Below are 26,285 nucleotides of genomic sequence, written 5' to 3'. Positions count from 1 at the left end.
TGTTTCGCAAGTGATTCCGAAGCTTACGGAAGCCCATTCCGAACCTTTCGGGATACGCTTAATCAGCAGTAAGTCGAAAGGAAGTGTCATCATGAGAAAACCAATAATCGCAGGTAACTGGAAAATGTTCAAAACGCTTTCCGAAGCGACTAGTTTTTTGGAAGAGGTAAAAAGTCTTGTTCCATCAAAGGATGAAGTAGAATCAGTTGTATGCTCTCCAGCATTGTTCCTTGGACAGCTTGCTGAAATTGCAAAGGACCATGATATCGAAATTGGCGCGCAAAACATGCATTTCGAGGAAAGCGGAGCATTCACTGGCGAAATCAGTCCGAAAGCTCTTCAAGATATCGGTGTAAAATATGTAATCATTGGCCACTCTGAACGCCGCGAAATGTTCAACGAAACAGACGAAACAGTCAATAAAAAGACACTTGCTGCATTCCAATACGGGTTAACTCCGATTGTATGCTGCGGTGAAACACTTGAACAGCGTGAGAACGGTGAGACAAACGAATTTGTTGCCGGCCAGATTCAAAAGGCGCTTCAAGGTATAACGGAGGAGCAAGTGAAGCAAACCGTTATCGCTTATGAGCCTATTTGGGCAATTGGCACAGGAAAGTCTTCTACTGCAGAAGACGCGAATGTGGTTTGCGCTGTCATCCGCAAAGTCGTTGCAGAGCATTTTTCCAAAGAAGCAGCTGACAGTGTCCGCATCCAGTACGGTGGCAGCGTAAAGCCAGGAAATATCAAGGAATACATGGCGCAGCCTGATATTGATGGGGCGCTTGTTGGTGGAGCAAGCCTTGAAACATCATCTTTCCTTCATTTACTGGAGGCAGGAATCAATGAGTAAAACGTCACCAACTGCATTAATCATTCTTGATGGCTTTGGATGCCGTGGAGAACAATATGGTAATGCTGTCTCCCAAGCGAAAAAGCCGAATTTTGATCGATATTGGCATGCATATCCTCATGCAGAGCTTACAGCATGCGGGGAAGCTGTCGGACTTCCGGAAGGCCAGATGGGCAATTCTGAAGTTGGGCACTTAAATATTGGTGCTGGCCGGATTGTATATCAAAGCCTGACACGTGTGAACATTTCTATTCGTGAAGGTGAATTTGAAAAAAATGAAACCTTCCTTAAAGCAATCCGTCACGCGAAGGAAAAAGGCACAGCGCTTCACTTGTTCGGCTTGCTGTCTGATGGCGGTGTCCATAGTCATATTAACCACATGTTTGCATTGCTGAAGCTAGCGGCAAGTGAAGGGCTTGAAAAAGTTTACGTCCATGGATTTCTTGACGGACGCGATGTCGGTCCGAAGACGGCTCCTAAATATATTAAAGAAACGCTGGAAAAAATGAGTGAAATCGGCGTTGGAGAATTTGCGACGATTTCTGGTCGATACTATTCTATGGACCGTGATAAACGCTGGGATCGGGTGGAGAAGTCGTATCGTGCAATGGTTTATGGCGAAGGTCCAACTTATTCGAATCCAATGGAGCTTGTTGAAGACAACTATGCTCATGGTATCTTTGACGAGTTTGTCATTCCGTCAGTATTAGTAAAGCCAGATGGTTCACCTGTTGCTACCGTCCAAGATGACGATGCTGTTATTTTTTACAACTTCCGTCCGGATCGTGCCATCCAGATTTCGAACACGTTCACGAACAAAGACTTCCGGTCATTTGACCGCGGTCCTAAGCACCCTGAGAACTTGTTCTTCGTCTGTCTGACACACTTCAGTGAAACAGTAGATGGATATGTTGCATTTGAGACGGTTAACCTTGATAATACACTTGGTGAAGTGATTTCGCAGAACAATATGACACAGCTTCGAATTGCCGAAACGGAAAAATATCCTCATGTTACTTTCTTTATGAGCGGAGGGCGTGAACAGGAGTTTCCTGGTGAAACACGCATCCTAATCAATTCTCCGAAGGTTGCAACATATGACCTTCAGCCTGAAATGAGCGCATATGAAGTAACGGATGCACTTCTAGCAGAAATTGAAGCTGACAAGCATGATGCGATTATCCTCAATTTCGCCAACCCGGACATGGTTGGACACTCAGGAATGCTTGAACCAACCATCAAAGCGGTTGAGACAGTGGACGAGTGCCTGGGCAAAATTGTGGATCTCATCGTATCAAAAGGCGGTACAGCGATTATTACAGCGGACCACGGAAATGCCGATGAAGTATTGACGCTTGAAGGAATGCCGATGACTGCCCATACGACAAACCCTGTCCCTGTGATCGTGACAAAAGAAGGCATTGAACTGAGAGAAGACGGCATTCTTGGAGACCTTGCGCCAACGATGCTTGAATTATTGAATTTGGAGCAACCTGCAGAAATGACAGGAACATCCATTATTAAAAAATAAAACCCTACACTAAGGAGAGATTTTAATGCCATTTATTACAGATGTTTACGCACGCGAAGTACTTGATTCCCGCGGGAATCCAACTGTCGAAGTAGAAGTTTTCACTGAGTCTGGCGCTTTTGGCCGCGCTCTTGTTCCAAGCGGTGCTTCCACTGGTGAATACGAAGCTGTAGAGCTTCGCGATGGCGACAAAAGCCGCTACCTTGGCAAAGGTGTATTAACAGCCGTTAAGAACGTGAACGAAGTCATCGCTCCATTCCTTGTTGGCGAAGAGTACAGCGTTCTTGACCAAGTAGGCGTTGACAAAGCGTTGATCGAGTTGGACGGAACAGAGAACAAAGGCAAGCTTGGCGCCAACGCAATCCTTGGTGTATCAATGGCTGTTGCGCATGCAGCTGCAGACTACCTTGATGTTCCTTTGTACCAATACCTTGGCGGATTCAACTCAAAGCAGCTTCCTGTTCCAATGATGAACATCGTTAACGGCGGCGAGCATGCGGACAATAACGTTGACATTCAAGAATTCATGGTTATGCCTGTAGGTGCGGAAAACTTCCGCGAAGCGCTTCGCATGGGTGCGGAAATCTTCCACAGCCTGAAGAGCGTTCTAAAAGAAAAAGGCCTTAACACTGCTGTTGGCGACGAGGGCGGATTTGCTCCAAACCTTGGCTCTAACGAAGAAGCTCTTCAAACAATCGTGACTGCAATCGAAAAAGCAGGCTACAAGCCAGGCGAAGAAGTAAAGCTTGCAATGGATGCTGCTTCTTCTGAGTTCTACAACAAAGAAGACGGTAAATACCATCTTGCTGGCGAAGGTGTTGTGAAAACATCCGCTGAAATGGTTGACTGGTATGAAGAGATGGCTTCTAAGTACCCAATCATCTCCATTGAAGACGGTCTAGACGAAAATGACTGGGAAGGCCACAAGCTTCTTACAGAACGCCTTGGCAAAAAAGTTCAGCTTGTTGGTGATGACTTGTTTGTTACAAACACTAAGAAATTGGCACAAGGCATTGAGCAGGGCGTTGGCAACTCCATCCTGATCAAAGTGAACCAAATCGGGACGCTTACTGAAACATTTGATGCAATTGAAATGGCGAAGCGTGCAGGCTACACTGCTGTTATCTCCCACCGTTCCGGTGAAACAGAGGACAGCACAATCGCTGACATCGCTGTTGCAACAAATGCTGGTCAAATCAAGACAGGTGCTCCATCCCGTACAGACCGCGTAGCGAAATACAACCAGCTTCTTCGCATCGAAGACCAGCTTGGCGAAACTGCGCAATACAATGGCATCAAGTCTTTCTACAACTTGAAAAAATAATCTCACTTCATTTGAACCGCTCAGCAGACGTGCTGGGCGGTTTATTTGGTTAGAGCGAACAGGAGCATTAACACAGCTATTGTATGGGACGGGAAATTATGATAAATTAAAAATACTGTTAGTTGCAGGTTTTTCAGGAGGTGTACTCATGCATATCTTTCTTGTAACATTGCTCGTTATTGTCTGCATTTCCCTTATTGTTGTTGTCTTGCTTCAATCTAGCCGCAGTACAGGCCTTTCAGGGGCTATTTCCGGCGGAGCGGAGCAGCTGTTCGGCAAACAGAAGGCCAGGGGAGTTGACTTAATTCTCCACAGAATCACTGTGGTTTTATCTGTCTTGTTCTTTGTCCTCACAATTGCTGTCACTTATTTAAAACTGTAATGCTAGAGAAAGTCATTGGACCCGGCTTCAGCTTGAAGTCGGGTTTTTTATAATGGGAGCTTTTTTCTGGCATGTTGCAGAAGGGTTTGATAAAAATGTATGAGAAGGGTAAATATTTAAGGATAAAGAATACATATAAAGCAAGGAGTTATGGAAATGAGAAAACTGGTTCCAAAACCGTTCACATTTAAAGGAGGCAGCCGGGCGGTGTTGCTGCTTCACGGATTTACAGGGAATTCTGCGGATGTCAGAATGCTAGGCCGCTTTTTACAGGGCAAAGGATACACATGCCACGCGCCAGTCTATAAAGGACATGGAGTTGACCCTGAGGAGCTAGTCCTAGCAGGGCCGGAAGACTGGTGGCATGATGTGATGGAAGCCTATCAGTATTTAAAAAATGAAGGCTATGACGAAATTGCGGTAGTCGGCCTCTCGCTTGGCGGCGTTTTTTCGCTTAAGCTTGGGTTTTCTGAGCGGGTTAAGGGTATAGTAACGATGTGCGCACCAATGTATATAAAAAGTGTGGAAACGATGTATGAGGGTGTGCTGGAATATGCCCGGGAATACAAGCGGCTCGAAGGAAAGCCGACAGATGTCATCGAGCTGGAGATGGAAAATTTCAAAAAAACGCCAATGAAAACATTAAAAGCGCTTCAGGAATTGATTGCGGATGTGCGCAGTCATGTTGATAGGGTGTATTCACCAACACTCGTCATTCAAGCAAAAGAAGACCATATGATTAATCCGGACAGCGCCAACATTATTTACGATGAAGTGGAGTCGATCCAGAAGGAAATCAAGTGGTATGAGGAATCTGGTCATGCCATCACTTTCGGACCGGAAAGAGATCAGCTCCATGAGGATGTTTACGAGTTTTTAGAAATGTTAAATTGGAAAGAATAAGAAGGTTGATGCAGCGGGGCTATGTTTTTAAAAAAGCCTCGCTTTCATCTAGTGAAAGGGAGGGATTGTAATGGAAGAGAGCATTAAGCAGCATGTCGACCGGCTGCTTCATTATATGAAGGATGAAGCGTATAAACCATTGACAGTGCAGGAATTGGAGCAGGCGCTTGAGATTCATGATTCTGCTGACTTCAAGGATTTTGTGAAAGCCCTAGTAGTAATGGAAGAAAAGGGGCTAGTGGTCAGGACAAGAAGCAACCGGTACGGTCTCCCGGAAAAGATGAACCTTGTTCGTGGAAAACTTACAGGCCATGCGAAGGGATTCGCTTTCGTTATTCCGGAAGAGCCCGGATTAGATGATATTTTTATCCCGCCAAATGAAACAAACAATGCGATGCATGGAGATATCGTGCTTGCACGCGTTTCATCTGAATCAGGCGGACAGCGCAGGGAAGGGACCGTTATCCGTATTCTTGAGCGGGGTGTTCAGCAGATTGTCGGTACATACACTGAAAGCCGCCATTTTGGGTTTGTCATCCCGGACGATAAGAAACTAACAAGTGATATCTTTATTCCGAAAGAGTCTTCTGCCGGCGCTGTGGAAGGGCATAAGGTTGTTGTGAAGCTGACATCCTACCCTGATGGAAAGAAGAGTGCTGAGGGTGAAGTTGTCGCGATCCTTGGGCACAAGAATGATCCGGGCGTAGATATTCTTTCGGTCATCCATAAGCATGGCCTTCCGCAGGAGTTTCCTGGGGAAGTGATGGAACAAGCGAATGCTACACCTGACAGCATCGATGAAAGTGAACTGGCGAACCGTCGGGACTTGCGCAAGGAAACGATTGTTACCATTGATGGAGCAGATGCAAAAGACCTTGATGACGCTGTTACGGTAACAAAGCTTGAGAACGGCAATTATAAGCTCGGTGTTCATATTGCCGATGTGACGTACTATGTTCGTGAAGGCACTCCCATCGATGTCGAAGCAGCTGATCGTGCAACAAGCGTGTATCTAGTTGACCGTGTAATCCCCATGATTCCGCATCGTCTCTCAAATGGGATTTGTTCATTGAACCCGAAGGTCGACAGGCTGACGCTTAGCTGCTCGATGGAGATTTCGCCTGATGGAGAAGTAGTCGACCATGAAATTTATCAAAGTGTGATCAAGACGACGGAACGAATGACCTATCATGATGTAAACAAGATCCTTGTTGATAAGGATGAAGCGCTGCGCTCAAGATACGAGGCGCTTGTTCCAATGTTTGAGATGATGGAAGAGCTTGCTGCGATTCTTCGGGATAAACGGATGAAGCGCGGAGCCATTGATTTCGATTTCAAAGAATCGAAAGTGATTGTGGATGAGAATGGAAAGCCTTCAGATGTCGAGCTTCGGGAGCGTTCTGTTGCGGAGCGTCTTATCGAAGAGTTCATGCTTGCAGCAAATGAGACGGTTGCAGAGCATTTCCATTGGATGGATGTACCGTTCATCTATCGGATTCACGAAGATCCGAAGGAAGATAAGCTCCGCCGTTTCTTTGAATTTATCACGAACTTTGGCTATATCGTGAAGGGGACAGCTAATTCTGTTCATCCTCGTGCACTACAGGAAATTGTCGAAGAGGTACAAGGAAAGCCAGAGGAAATGGTTGTCTCAACTGTGATGCTTCGTTCAATGCAGCAGGCGAAATATTTTGAAGAGAGCCTCGGGCATTTCGGGCTTTCAACAGAATATTATACGCATTTCACGTCACCGATTCGCCGCTACCCTGACTTGATTGTGCACAGGCTGATCCGAACATACCTTATTGAAGGAAAGCTTGATAATGCGACAAGGGAAAAGTGGAACAGCATGCTGCCTGAACTCGCGAAGCATTCTTCCGATATGGAACGAAGGGCTGTGGAAGCGGAAAGAGAGACGGACGAGCTGAAGAAAGCTGAGTATATGGAAGACAAGATTGGCGAGGAGTATGACGGTATCATTAGCTCGGTGACGAACTTTGGAATGTTTGTTGAGCTGCCAAATACAATTGAAGGTCTGATCCATGTCAGCTACATGACGGATGACTATTACCGCTATGATGAGCGCCATTTTGCGATGATTGGCGAGCGGACTGGCAATGTGTTCCGAATTGGAGATGAAATCACTGTCCGTGTCATCAATGTCAACAAAGACGAGCGTTCCATCGATTTTGAAATCGTCGGCATGAAAGGGACGCGCAGGGATCGTCCTGCAGTGCCGAAAGTCTTCAAGACTGGAAGTAAAGAAAAGAAGCCGCGCCGAAAAGAAGGACGAAACGGAAGCGATTCTTCTAAGGAGAAGGGACCAGGAAAAGGGAAAGCAGGAAAAGGGCGGAACAAGAAGTTTTTCGAAAACGCCCCAAAGGCAAAGCGTAAAAAACGCTGATCCTTTAACACACTAAACCAGTGGGGGACAGGCACCCTTTACCTCGGTAAAGGGTGCCTGTCCCCCACTACGGCAGTGCGTTAAAGCGCATTTCAATTAACACACCGCTTTATCCCTGCGGCCATTTTTGCTAGAATAGAGAAACAGTAGAGAGAAAGTAGGGGAGATACAATGCCAAAAGGCGCAGGAAAGACAATCGCCCAAAACAAAAAAGCCTACCATGATTATTTCATTGAAGACACATACGAATCGGGGATCGTCCTGCAGGGTACGGAAATCAAAGCGATTCGCGCAGGCAGGGTCAATTTGAAGGATTCTTATGCCCGCATTCAGAATGGAGAAGTATGGCTGTACAGCATGCATATTAGTCCATACGAGCAAGGTAACCGATACAACCATGATCCGCTTAGGACAAGGAAGCTCCTTCTCCACAACCGGGAGATCAGCAAGCTTATCGGGGAAACAAAGGAAACAGGCTACGCGCTCGTTCCACTCAAGCTTTACCTGAAAAATGGCTTTGCAAAAATCCTGTTAGGTCTTGCAAAAGGGAAAAAGAACTATGACAAGCGCGAAGACTTGAAAAAGAAAGAAGCAAAACGCGATATCGAGCGTGCTTTCCGCGACCGTCAAAAAATGTAGCAGCAGGTTGTATGTACCACGGCAAGGGTTACCAGTTGAAAACCAATGCCAATATGTTATAATAATAAATGTCACAGCAGTGACAAACAGCTTAGCCCGGACACCGGGTCTCCTAACGCCTGTTTATACTATACGGGGACGTTACGGATTCGACAGGGGTAGTTCGAGCTTAGGTTGCGAGTCGAGGGGATCGGCCTCGTTAAAACGTCAAAGCCTATAACTGGCAAACAACAAAACTCTTTCGCTCTAGCTGCCTAATAGGCCTATAGCGGTTCGCCCCTCCATCGCCCATGTGGTAGGGTAGCGGACTCAAACTTAGTGGGCTACGCCGGATTCCACCGTCTGAGGATGAAGGAAGAGAACAACCAGACTAGCTGGCCGGACGCCTGTCGACAGGCATAAGGATCAGCGAATCGCAAATATGTCGACTACACTCGTAGAAGCTTAAGTGCCGATGCTTCTGGACGTGGGTTCGACTCCCACCGTCTCCACCATACATATTGTATTGGTGGTTTTTTTGTTGTTTTGTGCCTTGTTAATCAAGGATTTCCGTCTTTATTCTCCTCATATAATGTCACTCGTTATCACCTAGTCGTAGTTAAAATCGTAGTTAAAAATTTTGATAGTTGCCGTATTTTAACACAGCTTCTTCTTTTGCATTTTTTGAAACCTGAGCGTAGATATTCAAAGTTGTTCGTGCATCTGAATTGGCCTAAACGATCTTGTACTTCCTTAATTGTTGCTCCTGCTTCGAAAAGAAGAGTACAATGCGTATGACGTAATCCATGAGTAGATACTTTAGGAATACTATATTTATTTTGAAGTTTTGAGATCCATTGGCTCGTTTTTGATGGCTGAATGTAATCGTTATTTTTATTACTAAAGATAAGTTGTTCTGGTTGTAACGAGTTATAACCAGAAATTAAGAGTTCTTCTTTTTGTTTTTTTCCCAATTAGATAATACATCCATCGTTTCTTCATACATTTTAATCGTACGTACATCACCGGTTTTTGGTAATTTAATGTACAATCTACCTTGTTTTCCACGTGAGATTGCTTTTGTAATGAGAAGTTCTTTATTTTTGAAGTCTACATCATCCCATGTTAAAGCAAATGCTTCGCCTTTACGAATTCCAGTATGAGCCAATAGATGAAAGAAAGTAAATCGCTTATAATCATTTTCTTGCTTTAAACACTCTAAAAAATACCTTAATTGTTCTTTTGTATAGTAGTTACTAGACTTCTTATCAACAACAGTTGCCAATCGCTTTTTTCGTTTTGAGATATCGACTAGGTTAAAAGGATTATTACCACAAAGGTATCCGTGTTTAATTGCAAAATCCAACACTCCAGCAGCGTAAGATTTGACGATGCGTGCTTTTTTTAATTTGATAGCCCATTCATTTACATGACGTTGACACACGTCAATATTCATTTTTTCAATTTTGTATAATCCTAGGGCGGGTAAAATGTGATTACGGAATATCCCTGTTGTTTTTACAAACGTACTCTCCTCTACACTTTGTTCATATTGTTTAATTCATAAATCATACACATCCTTATACGTTTCTGCTCGTTGTTTCTTGAATGTTCCATTAGCAATCTCCAATTTAATTCTAGCTAAAGCGAGTTCAGCTTCTTTCTTAGTTTTATACTTGCTCCTTGTTGTTCTTATTTCTTTGCCTGTTAATGGATCAATGCCAAGATATACTTTAAATCGGTAAAGCTTCTTTCCATTTTTTAATTTATAGCTCTCAATTGATGTGGTTTTTTTCTTTGTCATTAAGTTTTCCTCCTGTCAGCTTGCGGGGGCAAGATTTTAAGGAAGAGATTCACATAAACATAATAGAGTACAGGGGTAGTCTTATGTGCTTATGTAAATCTACTTCCATCTTACCTCATAATTTTTAAAAGACTATTTGTATCTTAGTAACTTCGTGATTCTAAGAAGCGGTCTTATGGGAAACCAATTGAACGCTAGCAGAACCAGGTCTGCTCACTTTAAGACCTTCCAGCATGAATTTCTTAAATGTATTTATACTTACTCCCGCATACTGCGCGCCTTCCTTTAGTGTCATCCGTTCCTTTGCATTAAGTTGTTCTTGGAATTGTTGCATAGCTTGTTTAACAGATCCTAGAACAATTACTTTAATTGTATCTTCCATATCCGGCATGCCTAACTCGATTTTCATATAAATGTCCTCCTCCTAAGATAAATAGCCTTTTTTAAAATAAAAAAAGCAACCCAACAGATATCCCATAAGAAACGGCATCTAGTGCCATACAAACAAGAACTGACAGCTGTTGCTAACAGTATCATTGTTATTCTCTTATGCGCATATCTATGGTTGCGCGTTTATCGAATGTGAATTTGCAACTAATCATAAGAGTACAAGAACTATTCGAGGAGCCATTAACTACAGCGACTAGTGGAATATTCAGTACTCGTGTCTTATACGCGAGCGGTATTAGCCCGTCTTTCCCAGAAGGTATATTTGAAATAACATAAAAATATAGTATGTCTTTCGATTAAGATATAGTCTAAATTATGAAAAGATCAATTGTCAATAACAAAAACTATAAAAAAATAATGGAAGATTGTTAAAAATTGTTTGATTTGCTGTAAGGCGTAATGACATATGGGTAAAGTTAGCCATTTGAAAAAACTACTGTAATTTATATCTGATAATGGGTTATAAATACATTCTCAGACAAGTGTGTTGTTACTGCACAGAATGACATGAACGATTCCTTATATATCATAAAAGGAACTGATCAATCGGATCGCCAACGATAGGCTCTTATTGTTCAGAAGATATTGATGGGAGCTTCAAAGGAATGAAAAAAGGTCATCAATGAATAGAAAGCCGAGTAGAGTAATGTGGGAGCCCACTTACACACCGTCATAGCTAGTGGGGTTACTGTTAAGATGGTCTAAGTTCGTAACCGTAACAAGAAAGCGAATGGTTTGCTACTTTTGAAACTGGCTGTACCTTGAACGGATTGGGCTGTCGCGCTTCAGTAGTTGATTGAACTTCTTCAAGATGTCTTGAAACAGACAAACAGCCGAATCAAAAAACTAATCGAAAATCAACTCTAACAATGCAGTGATGGCCTTCCTAGATATATTAAAGCTATTTGCCAATTTCACTCTGCGAAATTTATACAGTCCTCTGTAGGTGTTTCTATGTCAGAAAATTCATTTTCCTCTTCATAAACTAATATATTGAAGCTTCTTAATTCCCATCTCTGAGATAAATCTTTCTATAATATCAATGCAATCTACCATTACTGTTTCAAGATTATTGTAGTAAGTATTTACTGCAATAAAACTATTTAGGATAGTTATACATGATTTTGTGTCTGGATATACTGCCAAATTCATGTGTAATACTATCGGAACTCCGGATTGCACTGTTGATAAGTTTATACTTTTTAAAAAATTATAGGGGTTTATAGTGACAGGGATCTCAGCTTGTTTAAATAGGCTTTGTAGTAAATGAGTGTTTTCTTTTGTGAAATAGGGGATTTTACTCGAACTAGGATTTTTGTGCAATTCTTTTTTGAGCAACTCCTTACTAGCCAATTCAATCTGATATTGTATGTAATTTGGCATCTTTATCATCTCGTGAAATGGAGTTTTTGTTGCGATTAATATCTTTATTAAACTGTCTAATCTGATGTTCCATTGAGGATCGGATTTAAAGTACTTTATTGTTGAAATAGATAAATTAGTCTTTCCGGCGAGCTCTTCATCAGTAATTCCTAGCTCCTTCATTCTATTTTTAAGTAGATTCAGATATAACGGTTCATCCATGAAGTTTCCCCCTTCGATTGTTTGTATTAAGTATTGCTAAAAGCTAGGTATATAATCAAGGCCAATATATTGACCTTGCAGATTTTTGAAATTTTCGTTCTATTTTACTAAGAATGTCCTAGCAAAAAGGAGATTTATTTGTTGGAGGGAATTGGGCTTTATTTAAAGCCTGCCTTGACTATTTATGGATGCTATAATCCTGGAGTGATGAGTTAATATACATAAATACATCAGATTAGAAATCAAGAAAGTGAGGACTGTTAATGGGTCCTTTTTCTTATTTTTCCCAATATTACCCTGTCATACTTGAATACTAGTACCCTAGCTTCGTAAAATAAACTGGAATGAACTAACAATTTATTAGGCAGGCAGCTATATTTATAGGAAAAGAGTGGGGATGAAGATGAGCGAAAAGCATCAACAACAACTAAAAGCAATGGCAATGGAAAGGGTCCATCACATTTTATACGAATCAGATAAAGAAGTGCCTTTGGAGTACTGGCCGGTAATCAAGGAGTTCACCAGCATGTTCCTCGATGATTTGAGTGTTTTTGAAAATCTGCTTGAGGCGTTTCGTCAGGACATGGATAGTTTGGAGCTCTTCAGTCAGGATGTTGATATTTTTTACCGGAGCGGTGCTGGTATACATTCCGTTTCCTTCCTTGGCAAGGAGTTTGCGCTCGAGCGCGAGCTGTTCGCGGATTATTTGGCAAGCTGCACGGAAATCATGCGGCCCTTTTTGCCTCTTGGTTCCGTAGTCGAACTCGATCCGCGCTACTTTCAACCAGATCCGTCCATTGAATCAGCGGTGAAGGTGGTCATCACCGCCCGCTACGTCGCCCCAGAAAGCTACCATTCTTATTTTCCATACGCCGGGGTAATGATGCCGGTGTTATGCTCATAAAGCAGATGAAGGAAACGGACGAGAAAATCAGCAGTAAAATCAAGGGGGGAGCGAAATGAAGCGCGACCTGCAGATCAATTATGGCATTCTTGACAACATTATCGAACAGCTTCACACCTATAAAAATGCGCTGGACAAGATGGAAGCCTCCCTTGAAAAAATCAATGCTTTCATTTCCCTGAACGAGGGGGAAAGTGTCGAGGCATGGGAAGACCAGGTGCGAAAAATCAAGCGGGAAATCAAAAACTACCGCAAGCAAATAAAAGATCTTACTAATCTGTTTGAAAATTATGTGGAGCGAACAACTGCCTATATATCCCCGCTTTCTAGGAATGCGATGATGCGGGTAGACCGGAATGATATTGCCTATAACCTTGATCAAATCAGAGACTCTATCGTAATGAATATGCAAGATGCGCTTATGGCTACTTACCGGTCTCCTTCCTTCTTAGCCGCAATAATCGATAATCCAACTGATGAAGATAAGGCAAAGAGTAAAAGCAATGAGTTAAAGCTGGATAGAATTCGCTCAAGGATACTGTTTTCCCAGACTCGTTTTCATAACAAAATGGATGAATTGTACCGAATTCATAAAACGAAGGTCATTGAATTTGAGAATACGGATGATGCTTTTAGCGATAAAGCAGCCAATCTCAAAAATAAGTATACAAACTTCTGGGAAGGAGTTGGAGACGTACTTGAAGTAACCGGAGAAGTTTTAGGCGGATTGTTGAAGGGGATTTTCAAAGGGCTGGTTGGTCTCATTGGCGGTATCCTTATCCTAGTCAAAGATGGCATTGTCATTGCGGCTTCTTCCCAAATCCCAGATCCAATTGAACCTGATTTCTTGAAAAAAGAAGCAGATGCCACGATTGATAAGTATGCAAGTGCGGCCATGCAGGCAATCAAAGATCCGGAAGGCGTATTTGAGGCCATCGGACAATCGTTCTCCGACACGTATGAAAAAGAAGGTATTGCCTACCTGGTAGGTAATGCAGCCCCATCATTTATCCCTGTCGCGGGGGTTGTCGGGAAACTCGGAAAGGTCGCAAAGGTCGCCGGCAAGGTTCCTGCTTCAAAAACGAAGGGCTTTTCTGGTAATATAAAAGCAAATATAGATAATCTTTTCGGTGGTAACAAGGCATTCGAAGGCCTCAAGAACCGTGTCTCAGGCCAAATTAGTAGTGCAACAAGTCAATTTACAAAGGCCGTAAAGGCACCATTCAGCAATAAATTTGTCCAAGGTGCCCTTTCCAAAGCCAGAAGCGAACTAGCACAAGTAGGCCGTGCCCTTGGAGGCTTGAAGATTCCTGTAGGTATCGAGAAGCAAGTCGTCTCTACAGGCTTCAACAACATCACCATCTACGGCCTCAAAACCAAAACCATCAACGACCAGTTTTCGCAGTTTGCGAAGGTTGTGGATCGGGTTGAGGGTGGGGGTAAGGCAAAGGCAGAAGATAAAGGGAGGGATTTTACTACTCCCAAATGGAGTAATGACGGCAAATATGATAGCATTAGAGGATATAAAGGTAGAGACCTTACGAACTATGATGGAAATTATTTAATAGATCCCAGACTTGTTGTTGAGATGAACTTTAAGGGGAAATCCAACTCAGGAACTAATGCTGCGGGATGGGAAAGAAATGCTAAAAAGTTCTTTAATACATTACTAAAAAGTAATCCAGAGTTTTGGAGTATAGATAACACTGCTTTGATAAAGAGAGGTAGAGTTCCAATAGTAGATGAACAATTTGTAAAGCATTTTCCTCAGTATAATGAGTATTTGAAAGATCCAATGAGACATCACCATATTGGAGAAGGTGGTCAAGCAGTAGCATTGCCTAAGAGTTTGCATCCTGGATATGGAGGTATCCACAATATTGAAAAAGATTGGGGAATTACTGGGATAGATGATGAAATAGCAAACAGACTTGAAACTTTCATTAAAAATTAAGAAGGTGAGAAGATGATATTACCAGAGGAATTTAATGATAAATGGGATGTTGTTAAGGATGGACCATTAATTAAATTTAATGATCAAGATTTGGAGGGTGCGCTTTTTTCAGATGAAGTTAAGAGATTTTTGTCAATTGGGGGCTTACCTGAAACTCCTCCACCATATTTAGAGTTTACCTCGTCGCAAGCAATTTTAAGCCGAGTTACCAAGGCGTTAAATATGCCGGAAGATTTTCAGGAATATTGGTTTTTAGGTTCCACAGGTTCTGGTGATCCGATATGCATAATTGAGAACCTAGAAAATATAGTGTTTCTTAATAATGGTGATAATTATAAAGAGGTATTTATTAACTCCTCTTTACCGCAGTTTGTCGAGTGCTTATTAGCATATTCAAAAATGATTGATAAGGCAATAGAGGTTAATGGTGAGGATGCCTATATTGATAATGACATTCCGGAATTTGTGATAAACTGGTTAAGAGAAGAGTTTGAGCGAATTGACTATAAGTGTATGGCAAAAGGAAGTTTTTGGTTTGCGGAAATTGAGAATTTATATGAGTAATTAATTTTTTCAAAAGCTGCAGCTTTGTTGTATTGATGTTAATAATTCTTTAGCGCTTGTTGTCGTTTAATGGCAACAGGCGCTTTTGCTTTTTACTAAAGAAACAATGATAGAAAATCAAATTTTTCGACTGCAGATGAAGTATTGGCTAAGAAGTGGAGTACACCTGATCAAAAATGGACAGCAGAAGATATAGCCGATTGGCGAGAAGATAAAAAATATACTTGGCATGAATTAAATGATGTTAAAACAATGCAACTTGTATCAATCAAAATCAATAAAGATTTCGGAAGAAGGGATTGGAATAGATTTTATAGAAATAATCCAAATCCTACAAAAGAAGAAGTAATAAATTATATGATAGAGTTAGATAAGAAATATGGTGAGAATTTTAATCCACCAGTGAAAAGGTAAATATGTGGGAGGGGGAGTAACTTATGATATTATATTTTTTAGAACCAGAAGTATCAGGTGGTCATGGTGAATATACCATTTATGGAACAGAAGACGATATTGCAACAGAGGGTATATCAGGAAAGGTAAAGTATTTACATTATGAATTTGAAGGATGGCTAAGAGATGATTTTTTAGAGTCAACACCATGTAACCGTCAAGTAGTTTTGAACACTTTTTGCTCATTAAGTTTGAACACTTTTTGCGTCAAAAATTGTTTTTCTATTTTTAATTCTATAACTTTCCCCGTTTAAATGAATGACTTCAACTTTATGAAGCAACCGGTCCAAAATAGCGGTTGTTATTCCTTTGTCTCCCATCAATTCTCCCCATTCTTCAGGCCCTTTGTTAGATGTAAGGATGATTGAACTTCGTTCATATAGGTCATTGATTAAGTGAAAGAATAAATTGGCCTCCCGTTGATCCATTGCCATATACATGAGGTCATCAATGATGATTAGGTCTGCTTCTTTTATAGCTTTAAGCTGGAGCTGGGATTTACGCAGGTACTCCTGGGATTTGAGGATATTTATTAGTTCTCCCATGCTATAAAAGGAGACTTTATATCCGTTTTGTTAGCCCAATCGCAATATGAGTTTTGCCAACTCCTGGTGGACCTAGAAGGATCATGTTGTATTACTGTTCAAGCCAAGTTAGCTCTTTAAGCTGCTCGATTTGACGGGTGCTTAAAGATTGCTGTTCCGCAATTTTGAATTCATTGAGTGTCTTATAATAAGGAAATTTGGCCTTTCTCAACCTCTTTTCTCTGTTTTTCTCCTCCCGTCGCTTCAATTCAAAGGATAGTATTTCTTGTACAAATTCAAGATATGTCCACGAATGTTTTTCTGCATTGCGTAGTAATGTGGGTAACTCATTTGCTGTTTCCGCCATCCGAAGATGGCGGAGGTTTTCTTGAAGATGCTGAACTGTTCCTGTCATTTTTTGAGCCCTCCCATAATCTCTACATAAGTAGTAAGATCTCTTGTTTGTGCAGTGGCTTTTATTGCGGGGGTAACTATCTTTATTTCTTGCAATGAAGGGGTTGGGGATAATTCGTTTTCTGTTAATCTATGAAAGTGTTGAGCGATGTCACAAAGATCATTAGCACTCCAACGATGATCTCTAATGCACTTGGTAATGGCTTCATCAATGCCATGTCTATATTGGCTAATCGTATGTTGGATAATTTAAAGTTGGTCTCTCATATACCTTGGATGTTTTACGCCAACCTCATGGATGAATTGCTTTGCTTCTTCAGGATTGGACAATTGCCGTATAACTGTTTCTTTGAAAGCGTCGAGCCCTTTTGAACGGTCTCTTCCATGGTTTCGGTTCTTGATTAATTCTCCTTTTCCAAGAGCTAACCGATGACGGGCAAGAATTTCACCTTTTGAAGTTGCTCTGATAATCAGTTCGCTTTCTCTTACTTCAACATAAACTGTATTATTTCCCCTGGGTCGGTATGTTCCTAGCGGCAGGGAGTATCGGTTTGATTTGTATTTAATGACATTGTCCTTATGGACCGCTCTTGTTATACTGTTACTTAGGTCGCTCTCGAAAGAGAGCAGTGAGGAGACTGGTCTTAAGTGTTGCTTTTCCAGGGCGTGCACTTCTGCCGGTCTTTTTTTTGTAGTATTATGTACAATTTGATTGCCTGTCCTTTCTAGCCAGGCAAGACATTTCTCATTCCAGCTTTCCAAGTTAAAGAATACTCTGTTCTTGGCAAAGCTTCCTTTGACAAATTTGACTACATTTTCAATTTTCCCTTTAGTTTGAGGGTCTGATTTCCGACACAGGTAAACCCTGAAACTTCGTTCCTGTTTATATGCCTGAAAGTCTCCTGTAAAAATGATATCCCCAGCATTTTCGCTCACTGTAATTAAGTGGTCTTGGTCATATACGATTTCTTCTGGCATTCTCCAAAGTAATGGAAGGTACTTTCATGGCATCGGATAGTGTCTCTTGTGGTAAACAGTCTATCTTGCCATTCAACATATTTATATCTAGAATGCGAAAGAACAAACGAGATAAAGTATAGTTTAACTTCACTGTTCAGAGATGTTTTAACTTTCGTTTCTCCCCAGTCCACCTGCACCTGCATCCCCATCGGGAGTTCTTCTACAGCTTCATGATCACGTATACGAATCACTTTTGGTATATGGTAAGTATCCCTCAATTCACTAACATAACTTCTTAAAGTGCTGCTACCAACCTTGATTGTCGGTACCTTTTCCTTCAACCAATCTTCAATTTGTGCTGAAGAGAGATCTGGATGCTCCTTTAGCCAGATTAGAATTATATCCCGATAGGGATCTAATTTTTTACTTCTAGTCTTCAAGGTAGAGACCCAATCTGTTGCCTCATTGAATGACATATCCAAATATCGATAAACTGTATTTCTCGATATTCCTAATTTCTTGGAAATTGCTGCTATCTTAAAACCTCTTTCCCTAAGTTGATTTACTTCTAAATACATTGCTAATTTTTCCACCTTTCCATACCTCCATCAAACACTATGTTAAAAATATCATCATAGCGTAACTGAGGTTATTTGGGATGAAAAGTGTTCATTCTTATCTAGCAAAAACTGTTCACTTTAGTCTAGCAGTTACAGTATTCTATAATCCAGTATTAACAGTAGCTCTAACCGACAGACTCACTCATAGAGCATACATGGTAGATATGATTGGACCATCTTATCGAATATTAGATACAAAAGAGTGGTTAGAAAATATTCAGCCTTAGTGGCTCAATTTTTACTTGTGAAATACATACAATTAAATGGATAGAAATTGTCGTAATGTAAAGGAGAAGAAAAAGTTATTGACAAAAAGTAAAATTAGTAATAATATTATCTCGAATTCAATATTCTTTAATTAAAGATAAAATGATTCGCTGTGTTTTATGAAGGAATTATTTTTTTTTAACAAGATATCTCGAATCCGAGATAAAATAAAATTTAGGAGGAAATAATAATGATGGATCTTGGAGTATTAATCATTCGTATGGTAATTGGTATTTTGTTCATTGGTCACGGAGCTCAAAAACTGTTTGGTTGGTTCGGTGGTTATGGATTGAAAGGAACTGGTGGCTGGTTTGAGTCTATGGGAATGAAACCCGGAGTGACAATGGCTCTCCTTGCTGGCTTAGCGGAACTATCGGGAGGAATTCTGTTTGCTTTAGGGTTATTAACGCCACTTGCAGGAATAGTGATTGCAGGCGTTATGATCATGGCAATTGTTAAGGTACACGCTCCAAATGGTTTATGGGCGACATCAAATGGATATGAATTTAACTTGACTCTGATTGCAGTAGCGATAGGCATTGCTCTAATCGGACCTGGAAAATATTCGATAGATGCGTTTTTATTCTAAACTTCTCTAACGAACAGGAGGAACAAAGCATGGGTAAAAAAACGATGGGTATTCATCATATAACAGCAATCGTAGGACATCCGCAGGAAAACATAGATTTCTATGCTGGGGTTTTGGGTCTGCGAATGGTTAAACAAACTGTAAATTTCGATGATCCAGGTACGTACCATTTGTATTTCGGTAATAAAGGTGGGAAACCTGGAACGATCATCACTTTTTTTCCTTGGCCTGATGCCTACAAAGGAAGAATTGGTGATGGCCAGGTAGGGGTAACCTCTTATGTGGTTCCTAAGGGTGCGATGAAGTTTTGGGAGCAGCGACTGGAAAAATTCCATATTAAATTTACAAAGAATGAGCGTTTTGGTGAGCAGTATTTGAAATTTGATGATCCGCATGGGCTTCATTTAGAAATGGTGGAAAGAGAAGAAGGCGAAATAAACGAGTGGTCCTTCGGCGATGTAACTCCTAAAGTTGCAATCAAAGGATTTGGCGGAGCAACCCTCTATTCGGCACAGCCAAATAAAACAGCTGAATTGCTGGAAAATGTAATGGGCCTTGAATTTGTAGGTAGAGAAGGAGATCTCAACCGATACCGTTCTTCAGGAGATATTGGAAATGTAATCGATCTAAAATTAACCCCAGTTGGAATTGGAAAAATGAGTGTGGGAACTGTGCATCACATTGCATGGCGGGCAAGTGATGATGAGGATCAATTAGAATGGCAACAGCATGTTTCAGAAAACGGATATGGTGTCACAGCTGTAACAGATCGAAATTATTTTAATGCCATTTACTTTAGGGAGCATGGGGAAATTTTGTTTGAAATTGCTACCGATCCTCCTGGATTTGCCCATGATGAATTGCAAGAGACCATGGGAGAGAAATTAATGCTGCCGCAACAGTATGAACAATATAGAGGTCGGATAGAACGAAGGCTAATACCATTAGAAGTGCGGGAGTTAAATGATGAAACACATATTTAATCAGGGAAAAGATAAAACGAAACCAACTTTATTGTTGCTCCATGGCACAGGAGGGAATGAATTAGATTTACTTCCTCTAGCAGAGGTAATTGATGAAGAAGCTTCCGTGTTAAGTGTACGCGGAAATGAACTGGAGCACGGAATGCCGCGGTTTTTCAGGCGTTTGGCAGAAGGTGTTTTTGACGAAGAGAACCTTGTACTCCGAACAAAGGAATTACATGAGTTTCTTGACTCTGCAGCAGAACAGTATGCCTTTGACCGAGGTAATATTGTCGCAGTCGGCTACTCGAATGGAGCGAATATAGCAGCGAGCTTACTGTTTCATTATAAAAGTGCAGTGAAAGGAGCGATTCTACACCATCCAATGGTGCCGAGAAGAGGAGTGGAGCTTCCAGATTTAACAGGCACTTCTGTATTTATTGCTGCTGGAAAAAACGATCCTATTTGCTCACCAATGGAATCAGAAGAACTGCAGTCATTATTAAAAAACGCAAATGCGAATGTACAACTCCATTGGGAAAATAAAGGACATTCATTAACTGCTGGGGAAGTTCAAGCCGCAGCTAGCTGGTATCGTAATTAAGGATGTTTTAAGTTATTTTACTAAAATTGTTAATGATTTGGTTGATATTCAGTATTTTGACACAGGAAAAATTAACTATTATATATACATTCTTTACCTTTTTTGTTAATCTAAATTTAGATAATAATAGAGGGGGATATTGGAATGTGGATGTTCGTTGGCTTGTTAAGTTTATTAGGATTACTTGTTTTTCTTGTTTTAGCAGTTATCTTTGGAGTCAAGAAAAACGGAAAGGCGAAAAAAATGTTACTTTGCGCAGGAGGAGCTGTTGTATTATTTTTTGCAGCCCTTTCATTTGATTCGGACATTTCGGAAAGAGCCGACTCAACAGTAACAAAGCAAAGTGAACAAAAAAGCAAAAACTCTACTTCCGATAAAAAAGAACAGACTAAGGCAGAGAAAGTTGTTAAAAAGCCTGAAATAAAAACTCCCCAACAAGAAATGATTGAAAAATTAAGTGGTCTTTTTGATAAAAAGAAAGCATTCGACGCAGGTTCATACGTTAAGGGCGATATACCACTAGGTGAATATGCATTTATTTCATTTGACGGGAGCGGGAAATATTACGGGGAAGAAGATTTATCAGGAAATATTATCGATAACGAAAATTTTGATAGTTTCGGATATGTATATGTACATGGAGCTGGAAATATCCAAACCGATGGTGTTTTAGTAAGTTATGATGCATTTAAAGAGTTAGGGGTAAGTAGTGCAAAGGAAATATACGAAATGGTAAATAATCTTAAGGACTTCAAAGACTCTGGTTGGTACAAAGTAGGGGTAGATATACAACCTGGGCAATATACTATTGAGAGTATGGGAGAAGGATACGTTGCAGTATTGACTGGGCCTGTTGGGAAAAATGAAATTGTTAATAATGAAAACATTAATGGTCGATTCACTGTAAACATTACCAATGGGCAATATTTACAAGTATCTAGAGGTACCATTACTCAGTAAATTGAATACATATGACAGTCGAGTAGGAGGGAGGAAATAAATCCAATCCTCTTTGATCATGCGTATGTACGGTTATGTTAAGATATTTATGATAGGTTTTATAACGGTCTGTCTTTGTAGACTTTTTAACCCTCGGTCACTCTAAAAAAGTGATCGAGGGTTTTATTTAATATTGACCTATTTTAATGTACCAATAGCTTTTACTTGACATCACAAAAATAACCATTTGAGATTATCCTGTATTCAAGATATTACAAATACACATATTTTGTTTTGAAATAATTTAGGAGGTGAGGTGGAGAAAGGGTGCTGCAGCCATCCGTATCTTGCATTGATTCGAGATAACTTAAATTAAACCAAAAACTGGAGGACAATATGTTTAAAACAGAAATCGGAGCATTAGTATTAAGAGTAACATTAGGAATCATTTTTTTCTTTCATGGTCTTGCAAAGTTCCAGGGAGGTATTGAAAACATCGCTGGCTGGTTTGATAGCATTGGTTTACCAGGGCCCATGGCATATGCGGTTGCAGGTGTAGAACTCATCGGAGGGATTGCTCTCATCCTTGGACTTGGAACGAAAGCTGTTTCCGGGCTGTTCGCATTGCTAATGCTTGGAGCGACGCTGAAGGTAAAACTCTCTGCCGGGCTGCTCGGTAATGGAGAAGCAGCAGGTTATGAGCTCGATCTTGCATTATTTGCAATCGCCATTTTTCTTGTCATCAACGGAAGCAAGCTATTATCCATCGATTCGCTCATTTTTGGTAAGAAGGAAGAACAGATTACAATGTAACCCACAAAGAAGGTTCGATTTTTTCGAGCCTTCTTTTATTATCGCTAAGTTTGCATATTACTACTGTTATTGATTGAAAAAATTAAGTGAAATTTAGAAGAAATTTATTTTTTCCTTCTATCCTATTTTTATAGGGGGAGGGGGAGAAAAGGAAAATGAAAAAAGGTTTGAGAAATATAAAAAGAGCGGCGGCTATCTTTGGAGCATTTCTTGTTATTGGTGTGGTTATTACATACATTTATCATCAGTATAAGTTAAATCTGGAGGCGGAGCTGCTCAACCATAGTGGAACGCTGGTAGAGGTAGGAAATAAAGAGATTCATGTATACAATGAAGGTGAAGGAAAAGACACCTTCGTATTTATGCCAGGGGCAGGTATAACTGCTCCCGTATACGAAATGAAGGGATTATACACAAGATTTTCAAAAGAGCATAAAATTGCCGTTGTTGAGAGAGCTGGCTATGGATTCAGTGATGTATTTCATGATGAAAGAGATATTGATACCATTCTTAAGCAGACAAGGCAGGCGCTGAGAAAAAGCGGGAATAAGCCACCATATATCCTTGTACCGCACTCTATATCTGGTCTTGAGGCAATATATTGGGCCCAGAAGTATCCGGATGAAGTGAAAGGTATTATTGCAATGGATGTTGGTCTGCCAAGTGAGTATGCAGAGAACCCGCTCGATTCCGGTGATATTCTAATGATAAAGGGTCTGAATATACTTTCGAAATTAGGAATGCAAAGGCTTTCACCTAACGCTACTTATGACCCTAAGGTTATAGAGGGTTCTTTTCTATCCGAAAAGGAGAAGGGAGTTTTTAAGGCGCTTTCTTATCAAAAGGCATTTAATGATGATATAGAGCAGGAAATCTTACAAGCTTCTGAAAATGCAAGTGCTTCAATTAGTTTGCCTGCGCCCTATAATACGCCAATTCTCTTCTTATCTGCCTATACAAAGGAAAATCAAAAGTCGGAAGGGATTATTCGAAAAAATAAGCATTATAAAGAATTTGCAAGCAAACTTAAAAAATCTGATGTGAAAAGAGTAAAAGGAAAGCACTCAATCTATTTATATGCTCCTGATGAAATCTACCAACTTAGTGAAGAGTTCATTTATGGGCATAGAGATCGGAAGGATGAAAGATGAAAGGGTACACCATTTTAATCGTGGAAGATGATTTGATGATAGGCGAATTATTGAAAAAGATTCTTGAACGGGAAGGGTATAGCGTTCACTGGTGTAAAGATGGACGAGATGTGCACCGTTTTGTAATGGAGGTAGACATCATTATTATGGATATTATGCTTCCAGGGGATGACGGTTTAAAGATTGCCAGTGAAATAAATAAGACCGGGCTGAATGTTCCTATCATTTTTCTCTCTGCACGAAGTGATATTGACTCAAGGCTTGACGGACTTACCATTGGAGAAGATTACCTTGTAAAACCATTTGATCCTCGTGAACTTCTATTAAGACTACAAAAGCTATTAAATAATAGGTATGGAAATTTAATCAGCATTAAACATCTGCATATTAATCGGGACACAAAAAGAATTTTTATCGATTCATTTAATAACGAAGTGGCTCTGACGCCAATTGAAAGGAAAATGTTCTTTTATCTTTATGACAATCATGATCAAATTTTGACAAAAGAACATTTTTTTCAATACCTTTGGCAGTTTGAGGATCGAAATCCTAATATCCTGAATGTCCATATGAAAAAGATTCGGACGAAGATAGACGATATTCGGGGAGATATCATTGAAAATATTTATGGAGAAGGGTATCGAATGAATACCTATATAAAAAAATGAAATTAAAGAAGAAGTTTCAGCTAATGTTAATTGTGGTCACTTTTAGTGTGCCGTTTATCTGCCTGTTGATTAACTTTCTGATGTTAGGAATTTATAAACTTGTCTCGCGGAATGTAAAAGGATATGATTTGCCATTCTATCAATCTTTTGCCTATCCAATCATGTTGGTTCTTTTCTTTCTTTCCTTTTTCCTTATAGCATATGTCTTTTCACAATCAATAACATCGTTGCTTGGGAAGATTGATACATTAAACCAAACGATCAGAAATTTGGCTGCTAGTGAAAAAGTTCCAGATAAGCTCGATGTTGGCACCCTTGATGAAATCGGGGAACTCACTAGCGCAGTTAATCTTCTGATTGAAAGAACAGCCTACAGAGAAATAGAATTAACACAGCGGGAGGGAATGCAGAAAGAATACTTAAATAAATTAAGGCATGACATCAATACTCCGCTAACTGCTCTAAGGCTGCAGCTCTTTTATATGGAAAGCAGCCGTCCCTCTCAATCCTTTCAGCCGCTTTACCAACAGATCCAGTATATTGCCGACCTGACAAATGAAGTTAGGCTCGAAGCGACTGATTCCCTCGACTCCTCTTACATTCTTAAGGAAGAAGTAGACATGGTAGACTTTTTTTATTCTATGGTGAGGAAATGGGAATATCTATACCATCTAAACGGGATAAGTTTGAGGGTAAATCATGTTGGAGATAAAATGATTTGGTTAAGCAGCAGTCTTTGGCTCCAGAGGCTGTTTGATAACATTCTTCAAAACACATTGAGACATTCGGCATCCAGTTCTATGGAAATTACGATCACAAATGGTGCGATTGTCTTGAGAGATGATGGGAAAGGGTTTGACCCTGGAAGAGAGTATCCTGGTTTAGGAATGAAGGTTGTTAAGGATCTTTCAAAGTCGCTTTCGATAGACTGTTGCTGCGACTCAGGTTCAATGGGAACAATTTTTAGTTTTACATTAGGAAAAAAGAACGAGGGCAAGTCTTCAGCAGTAGTCTAAAATTAGGAGTGATATTGAAGGAGAGTGAGGGGTGCGGGATGAATCTGCACAACCTGGAGGCGTTTGTATATGCTGTCCATTTCGGGAGCTTTAATAAAGCGGCGGAGGCTTTGTTTCTGACACAGCCGTCCGTGACGGCACGGATCCATACACTGGAGACTCAAATGAATACAAAGCTGTTCTATCGGGAAGGAAAGTCGATTACCTTGACGGAAAAGGGGAAGGAGTTCTTGCCGTATGCACAAAATATCCTGCTTTCCTTTCAAGAAGCGAAATCAAGGATGGAGCAGCCGGCAATGGAGCATCAGACTGTCAGGATAGGATGCGCTACTTCCATTGCCACCTGTTTAGTGCCAGAATTCTTCCCCAAGTTTATTCGTGAATTTCCGAAAGTCCACATCCAAATGAAGACGGGACATTCCAAAGACATACTAAACAAGTTGCTGAATAAGGAAGTGGATTTTGCTATTATACGCTCTATCGCTCATCCCGAAATAGAGTGTCATCTCTTGAAAGAGGACCCTATTGTACCAGTGGTCTCATCCGGTCACCCTCTTTCAGGAAGAACGGTGACCATAAGAGAAGCCGCTCGCTATCCTATTATTTACTTTGGATATGATTCCATGGATTTGCTTGTTATAAAGAAGTTATTTCAATCCGAGTTTGTTGAGCCGATGATTGCAATGGAAGTGGATAGCATGGAAGCGGCGAAGGCATTTGTAAAGAACGGAGTTGGCATCAGCTTTTTGCCGAAACACTGTGTGAAAAAGGAACTTGAGAGCGGGGAGCTTTCTGCGATTTCGCTCCGCCCTGGATTTCACTGGAATATGAAAATATCCCTTGTTCATTTAAAAGGAGCAAACATATCTCCTTTTCTCGATTTTTTTGATAGTCTTTCTTTTGCAAAATGAAACCCTGATAATATCCATAATAATGGGATAATTCAAAAATATAGATTATAATAAACTTAATAAGAAAAAAGGAGAGATGAATATGACAGTCACAACAATTGCTTTCACAACCAAATCGG

Annotated in this window: 25 protein-coding genes, 1 other RNA gene and 4 pseudogenes; 23 read left to right on the top strand and 7 right to left on the bottom strand. The window is 40.6% G+C overall.

Going from position 1 to position 26,285, the window contains the following annotated elements; translation table 11 throughout:
* Positions 1-91: 91 nt before the first annotated feature.
* The 8 genes from tpiA (at position 92) to ssrA (ending at position 8,530) form a co-directional block, all read left to right on the top strand.
* Positions 92-853: a triose-phosphate isomerase gene (gene tpiA / locus BQ5796_RS13740; protein WP_071460731.1), complete on the top strand. Its 762-nt coding sequence runs from the start codon at positions 92-94 to the stop codon at positions 851-853.
* Complete coding sequence (gene gpmI, locus BQ5796_RS13735; protein ID WP_071460730.1) at positions 846-2,384, top strand: 2,3-bisphosphoglycerate-independent phosphoglycerate mutase; 1,539 nt, start codon at positions 846-848, stop codon at positions 2,382-2,384. The genes tpiA and gpmI overlap by 8 nt, the downstream gene beginning before the upstream one ends.
* 25 nt (positions 2,385-2,409) lie before the next feature.
* Positions 2,410-3,708, top strand: coding sequence for a phosphopyruvate hydratase (gene eno / locus BQ5796_RS13730; protein WP_071460729.1), 1,299 nt, complete (start codon positions 2,410-2,412; stop codon positions 3,706-3,708).
* Between the two features lie 148 nt (positions 3,709-3,856).
* Entirely contained in the window at positions 3,857-4,090 is a 234-nt protein-coding gene (gene secG, locus BQ5796_RS13725) for a preprotein translocase subunit SecG (protein ID WP_071460728.1), read from the top strand.
* Between the two features lie 156 nt (positions 4,091-4,246).
* Positions 4,247-4,993 carry an alpha/beta hydrolase gene (locus BQ5796_RS13720; RefSeq protein ID WP_071460727.1) on the top strand — a complete coding sequence of 249 codons (747 nt, stop codon included), beginning with the start codon at positions 4,247-4,249 and terminating at the stop codon, positions 4,991-4,993.
* A 70-nt stretch (positions 4,994-5,063) separates the two neighbouring features.
* Complete coding sequence (gene rnr / locus BQ5796_RS13715; protein ID WP_071460726.1) at positions 5,064-7,397, top strand: ribonuclease R; 2,334 nt, start codon at positions 5,064-5,066, stop codon at positions 7,395-7,397.
* 171 nt (positions 7,398-7,568) lie between these two features.
* The gene (gene smpB, locus BQ5796_RS13710) at positions 7,569-8,036 is read left to right on the top strand and encodes an SsrA-binding protein SmpB (protein ID WP_071460725.1); all 468 of its coding nucleotides are present in this window, start codon (positions 7,569-7,571) and stop codon (positions 8,034-8,036) included.
* A 134-nt stretch (positions 8,037-8,170) separates the two neighbouring features.
* Positions 8,171-8,530: a transfer-messenger RNA gene (gene ssrA / locus BQ5796_RS13705) on the top strand.
* A gap of 90 nt (positions 8,531-8,620) precedes the next feature.
* Here ssrA and BQ5796_RS18705 read toward each other — a convergent pair.
* The 4 genes from BQ5796_RS18705 to BQ5796_RS13695 all read right to left on the bottom strand — a co-directional run bounded on the left by BQ5796_RS18705 (position 8,621) and on the right by BQ5796_RS13695 (position 10,228).
* A complete protein-coding gene (locus BQ5796_RS18705) occupies positions 8,621-8,989 on the bottom strand; it encodes a tyrosine-type recombinase/integrase (RefSeq protein ID WP_282956865.1) in 369 nt (122 codons plus the stop codon).
* On the bottom strand, positions 8,959-9,471 hold the full coding sequence (locus BQ5796_RS18700; protein ID WP_428839304.1) for a site-specific integrase: 513 nt from the start codon (positions 9,469-9,471) through the stop codon (positions 8,959-8,961). Before BQ5796_RS18700 ends, BQ5796_RS18705 begins: the two co-directional genes overlap by 31 nt.
* A 105-nt stretch (positions 9,472-9,576) precedes the next feature.
* Complete coding sequence (locus BQ5796_RS18490; RefSeq protein ID WP_234969347.1) at positions 9,577-9,819, bottom strand: Arm DNA-binding domain-containing protein; 243 nt, start codon at positions 9,817-9,819, stop codon at positions 9,577-9,579.
* Between the two features lie 160 nt (positions 9,820-9,979).
* Entirely contained in the window at positions 9,980-10,228 is a 249-nt protein-coding gene (locus tag BQ5796_RS13695) for a hypothetical protein (RefSeq protein WP_071460724.1), read from the bottom strand.
* 809 nt (positions 10,229-11,037) lie between these two features.
* Between BQ5796_RS13695 and BQ5796_RS18860 the strand changes: the two are divergent.
* A pseudogene (locus tag BQ5796_RS18860) lies at positions 11,038-11,195 on the top strand (IS4 family transposase); the annotation flags it as partial.
* Between the two features lie 52 nt (positions 11,196-11,247).
* On the opposite strand, the gene BQ5796_RS13690 reads toward BQ5796_RS18860, so the two are convergent.
* Entirely contained in the window at positions 11,248-11,853 is a 606-nt protein-coding gene (locus tag BQ5796_RS13690) for a helix-turn-helix domain-containing protein (RefSeq protein ID WP_071460723.1), read from the bottom strand.
* Between the two features lie 403 nt (positions 11,854-12,256).
* On the opposite strand from BQ5796_RS13690, the gene BQ5796_RS13685 reads away from it, so the two are divergent.
* The 5 genes and pseudogenes from BQ5796_RS13685 to BQ5796_RS17470 all read left to right on the top strand — a co-directional run bounded on the left by BQ5796_RS13685 (position 12,257) and on the right by BQ5796_RS17470 (position 15,982).
* On the top strand, positions 12,257-12,757 hold the full coding sequence (locus BQ5796_RS13685) for a DUF4176 domain-containing protein (RefSeq protein WP_141769940.1): 501 nt from the start codon (positions 12,257-12,259) through the stop codon (positions 12,755-12,757).
* Between the two features lie 55 nt (positions 12,758-12,812).
* Complete coding sequence (locus BQ5796_RS18485; protein ID WP_234969346.1) at positions 12,813-14,711, top strand: hypothetical protein; 1,899 nt, start codon at positions 12,813-12,815, stop codon at positions 14,709-14,711.
* 12 nt (positions 14,712-14,723) lie between these two features.
* A complete protein-coding gene (locus tag BQ5796_RS13675) occupies positions 14,724-15,275 on the top strand; it encodes an SUKH-4 family immunity protein (protein ID WP_071460721.1) in 552 nt (183 codons plus the stop codon).
* 138 nt (positions 15,276-15,413) lie between these two features.
* A pseudogene (locus BQ5796_RS18855) lies at positions 15,414-15,689 on the top strand (HNH endonuclease); the annotation flags it as partial.
* A gap of 23 nt (positions 15,690-15,712) precedes the next feature.
* A complete protein-coding gene (locus BQ5796_RS17470; RefSeq protein ID WP_074033976.1) occupies positions 15,713-15,982 on the top strand; it encodes a hypothetical protein in 270 nt (89 codons plus the stop codon).
* Here BQ5796_RS17470 and istB read toward each other — a convergent pair.
* Together istB and istA are read right to left on the bottom strand one after the other, a co-directional pair.
* Positions 15,914-16,667 (bottom strand): annotated as a pseudogene (gene istB, locus BQ5796_RS13665) (IS21-like element helper ATPase IstB). The gene BQ5796_RS17470 and the pseudogene istB sit on opposite strands and share 69 nt — an antisense overlap.
* Positions 16,664-18,204 (bottom strand): annotated as a pseudogene (istA, locus tag BQ5796_RS13660) (IS21 family transposase). The pseudogenes istB and istA overlap by 4 nt, the downstream one beginning before the upstream one ends.
* Before the next feature lie 499 nt (positions 18,205-18,703).
* On the opposite strand from istA, the gene BQ5796_RS13655 reads away from it, so the two are divergent.
* The 9 genes from BQ5796_RS13655 (at position 18,704) to BQ5796_RS13615 (ending at position 26,166) form a co-directional block, all read left to right on the top strand.
* Entirely contained in the window at positions 18,704-19,102 is a 399-nt protein-coding gene (locus BQ5796_RS13655; protein ID WP_071460719.1) for a DoxX family protein, read from the top strand.
* Between the two features lie 29 nt (positions 19,103-19,131).
* Positions 19,132-20,085: a ring-cleaving dioxygenase gene (locus tag BQ5796_RS13650; protein WP_071460718.1), complete on the top strand. Its 954-nt coding sequence runs from the start codon at positions 19,132-19,134 to the stop codon at positions 20,083-20,085.
* Positions 20,066-20,668, top strand: a complete 603-nt coding sequence (locus tag BQ5796_RS13645; protein ID WP_074033974.1) for an alpha/beta hydrolase — start codon at positions 20,066-20,068, stop codon at positions 20,666-20,668. The genes BQ5796_RS13650 and BQ5796_RS13645 overlap by 20 nt, the downstream gene beginning before the upstream one ends.
* Before the next feature lie 144 nt (positions 20,669-20,812).
* Positions 20,813-21,628: an Rv1352/Rv1906c domain-containing protein gene (locus tag BQ5796_RS13640; RefSeq protein ID WP_071460716.1), complete on the top strand. Its 816-nt coding sequence runs from the start codon at positions 20,813-20,815 to the stop codon at positions 21,626-21,628.
* A 375-nt stretch (positions 21,629-22,003) separates the two neighbouring features.
* Positions 22,004-22,420: a DoxX family protein gene (locus BQ5796_RS13635; protein WP_071460715.1), complete on the top strand. Its 417-nt coding sequence runs from the start codon at positions 22,004-22,006 to the stop codon at positions 22,418-22,420.
* A gap of 155 nt (positions 22,421-22,575) precedes the next feature.
* Complete coding sequence (locus BQ5796_RS13630) at positions 22,576-23,571, top strand: alpha/beta hydrolase (RefSeq protein WP_071460714.1); 996 nt, start codon at positions 22,576-22,578, stop codon at positions 23,569-23,571.
* Positions 23,568-24,239, top strand: coding sequence for a response regulator transcription factor (locus BQ5796_RS13625; RefSeq protein WP_071460713.1), 672 nt, complete (start codon positions 23,568-23,570; stop codon positions 24,237-24,239). The genes BQ5796_RS13630 and BQ5796_RS13625 overlap by 4 nt, the downstream gene beginning before the upstream one ends.
* Complete coding sequence (locus tag BQ5796_RS13620) at positions 24,236-25,255, top strand: sensor histidine kinase (RefSeq protein WP_071460712.1); 1,020 nt, start codon at positions 24,236-24,238, stop codon at positions 25,253-25,255. Before BQ5796_RS13625 ends, BQ5796_RS13620 begins: the two co-directional genes overlap by 4 nt.
* A 38-nt stretch (positions 25,256-25,293) precedes the next feature.
* Complete coding sequence (locus tag BQ5796_RS13615) at positions 25,294-26,166, top strand: LysR family transcriptional regulator (RefSeq protein WP_071460711.1); 873 nt, start codon at positions 25,294-25,296, stop codon at positions 26,164-26,166.
* Positions 26,167-26,285: the final 119 nt, after the last annotated feature.

Origin of the sequence: Bacillus massilinigeriensis (genome assembly GCF_900111815.1) — a bacterium.
GTDB classification, from domain to species: Bacteria; Bacillota; Bacilli; order Bacillales; family Cytobacillaceae; genus Mesobacillus_C; species Mesobacillus_C mediterraneensis.
This window is presented reverse-complemented; position numbering and strand designations above follow the sequence as displayed.

What these genes read in the sequence shown, in the direction of transcription:
- BQ5796_RS17470 (WP_074033976.1), top strand. Translation starts at nt 15,713, where the DNA reads ATGATATTATATTTTTTAGAACCAGAAGTATCAGGTGGTCATGGTGAA.
- BQ5796_RS18485 (WP_234969346.1), top strand. Translation starts at nt 12,813, where the DNA reads ATGAAGCGCGACCTGCAGATCAATTATGGCATTCTTGACAACATTATC.
- rnr (WP_071460726.1), top strand. Translation starts at nt 5,064, where the DNA reads ATGGAAGAGAGCATTAAGCAGCATGTCGACCGGCTGCTTCATTATATG.
- BQ5796_RS13620 (WP_071460712.1), top strand. Translation starts at nt 24,236, where the DNA reads ATGAAATTAAAGAAGAAGTTTCAGCTAATGTTAATTGTGGTCACTTTT.
- BQ5796_RS13695 (WP_071460724.1), bottom strand. Translation starts at nt 10,228, where the DNA reads ATGAAAATCGAGTTAGGCATGCCGGATATGGAAGATACAATTAAAGTA.
- BQ5796_RS13615 (WP_071460711.1), top strand. Translation starts at nt 25,294, where the DNA reads ATGAATCTGCACAACCTGGAGGCGTTTGTATATGCTGTCCATTTCGGG.
- BQ5796_RS13720 (WP_071460727.1), top strand. Translation starts at nt 4,247, where the DNA reads ATGAGAAAACTGGTTCCAAAACCGTTCACATTTAAAGGAGGCAGCCGG.
- BQ5796_RS13655 (WP_071460719.1), top strand. Translation starts at nt 18,704, where the DNA reads ATGATGGATCTTGGAGTATTAATCATTCGTATGGTAATTGGTATTTTG.
- BQ5796_RS13690 (WP_071460723.1), bottom strand. Translation starts at nt 11,853, where the DNA reads ATGGATGAACCGTTATATCTGAATCTACTTAAAAATAGAATGAAGGAG.
- smpB (WP_071460725.1), top strand. Translation starts at nt 7,569, where the DNA reads ATGCCAAAAGGCGCAGGAAAGACAATCGCCCAAAACAAAAAAGCCTAC.
- BQ5796_RS18490 (WP_234969347.1), bottom strand. Translation starts at nt 9,819, where the DNA reads ATGACAAAGAAAAAAACCACATCAATTGAGAGCTATAAATTAAAAAAT.
- BQ5796_RS13640 (WP_071460716.1), top strand. Translation starts at nt 20,813, where the DNA reads ATGTGGATGTTCGTTGGCTTGTTAAGTTTATTAGGATTACTTGTTTTT.
- tpiA (WP_071460731.1), top strand. Translation starts at nt 92, where the DNA reads ATGAGAAAACCAATAATCGCAGGTAACTGGAAAATGTTCAAAACGCTT.
- gpmI (WP_071460730.1), top strand. Translation starts at nt 846, where the DNA reads ATGAGTAAAACGTCACCAACTGCATTAATCATTCTTGATGGCTTTGGA.
- BQ5796_RS13645 (WP_074033974.1), top strand. Translation starts at nt 20,066, where the DNA reads ATGATGAAACACATATTTAATCAGGGAAAAGATAAAACGAAACCAACT.
- BQ5796_RS13675 (WP_071460721.1), top strand. Translation starts at nt 14,724, where the DNA reads ATGATATTACCAGAGGAATTTAATGATAAATGGGATGTTGTTAAGGAT.
- BQ5796_RS13635 (WP_071460715.1), top strand. Translation starts at nt 22,004, where the DNA reads ATGTTTAAAACAGAAATCGGAGCATTAGTATTAAGAGTAACATTAGGA.
- BQ5796_RS18700 (WP_428839304.1), bottom strand. Translation starts at nt 9,471, where the DNA reads ATGAATATTGACGTGTGTCAACGTCATGTAAATGAATGGGCTATCAAA.
- eno (WP_071460729.1), top strand. Translation starts at nt 2,410, where the DNA reads ATGCCATTTATTACAGATGTTTACGCACGCGAAGTACTTGATTCCCGC.
- BQ5796_RS13685 (WP_141769940.1), top strand. Translation starts at nt 12,257, where the DNA reads ATGAGCGAAAAGCATCAACAACAACTAAAAGCAATGGCAATGGAAAGG.
- BQ5796_RS13625 (WP_071460713.1), top strand. Translation starts at nt 23,568, where the DNA reads ATGAAAGGGTACACCATTTTAATCGTGGAAGATGATTTGATGATAGGC.
- secG (WP_071460728.1), top strand. Translation starts at nt 3,857, where the DNA reads ATGCATATCTTTCTTGTAACATTGCTCGTTATTGTCTGCATTTCCCTT.
- BQ5796_RS13650 (WP_071460718.1), top strand. Translation starts at nt 19,132, where the DNA reads ATGGGTAAAAAAACGATGGGTATTCATCATATAACAGCAATCGTAGGA.
- BQ5796_RS13630 (WP_071460714.1), top strand. Translation starts at nt 22,576, where the DNA reads ATGAAAAAAGGTTTGAGAAATATAAAAAGAGCGGCGGCTATCTTTGGA.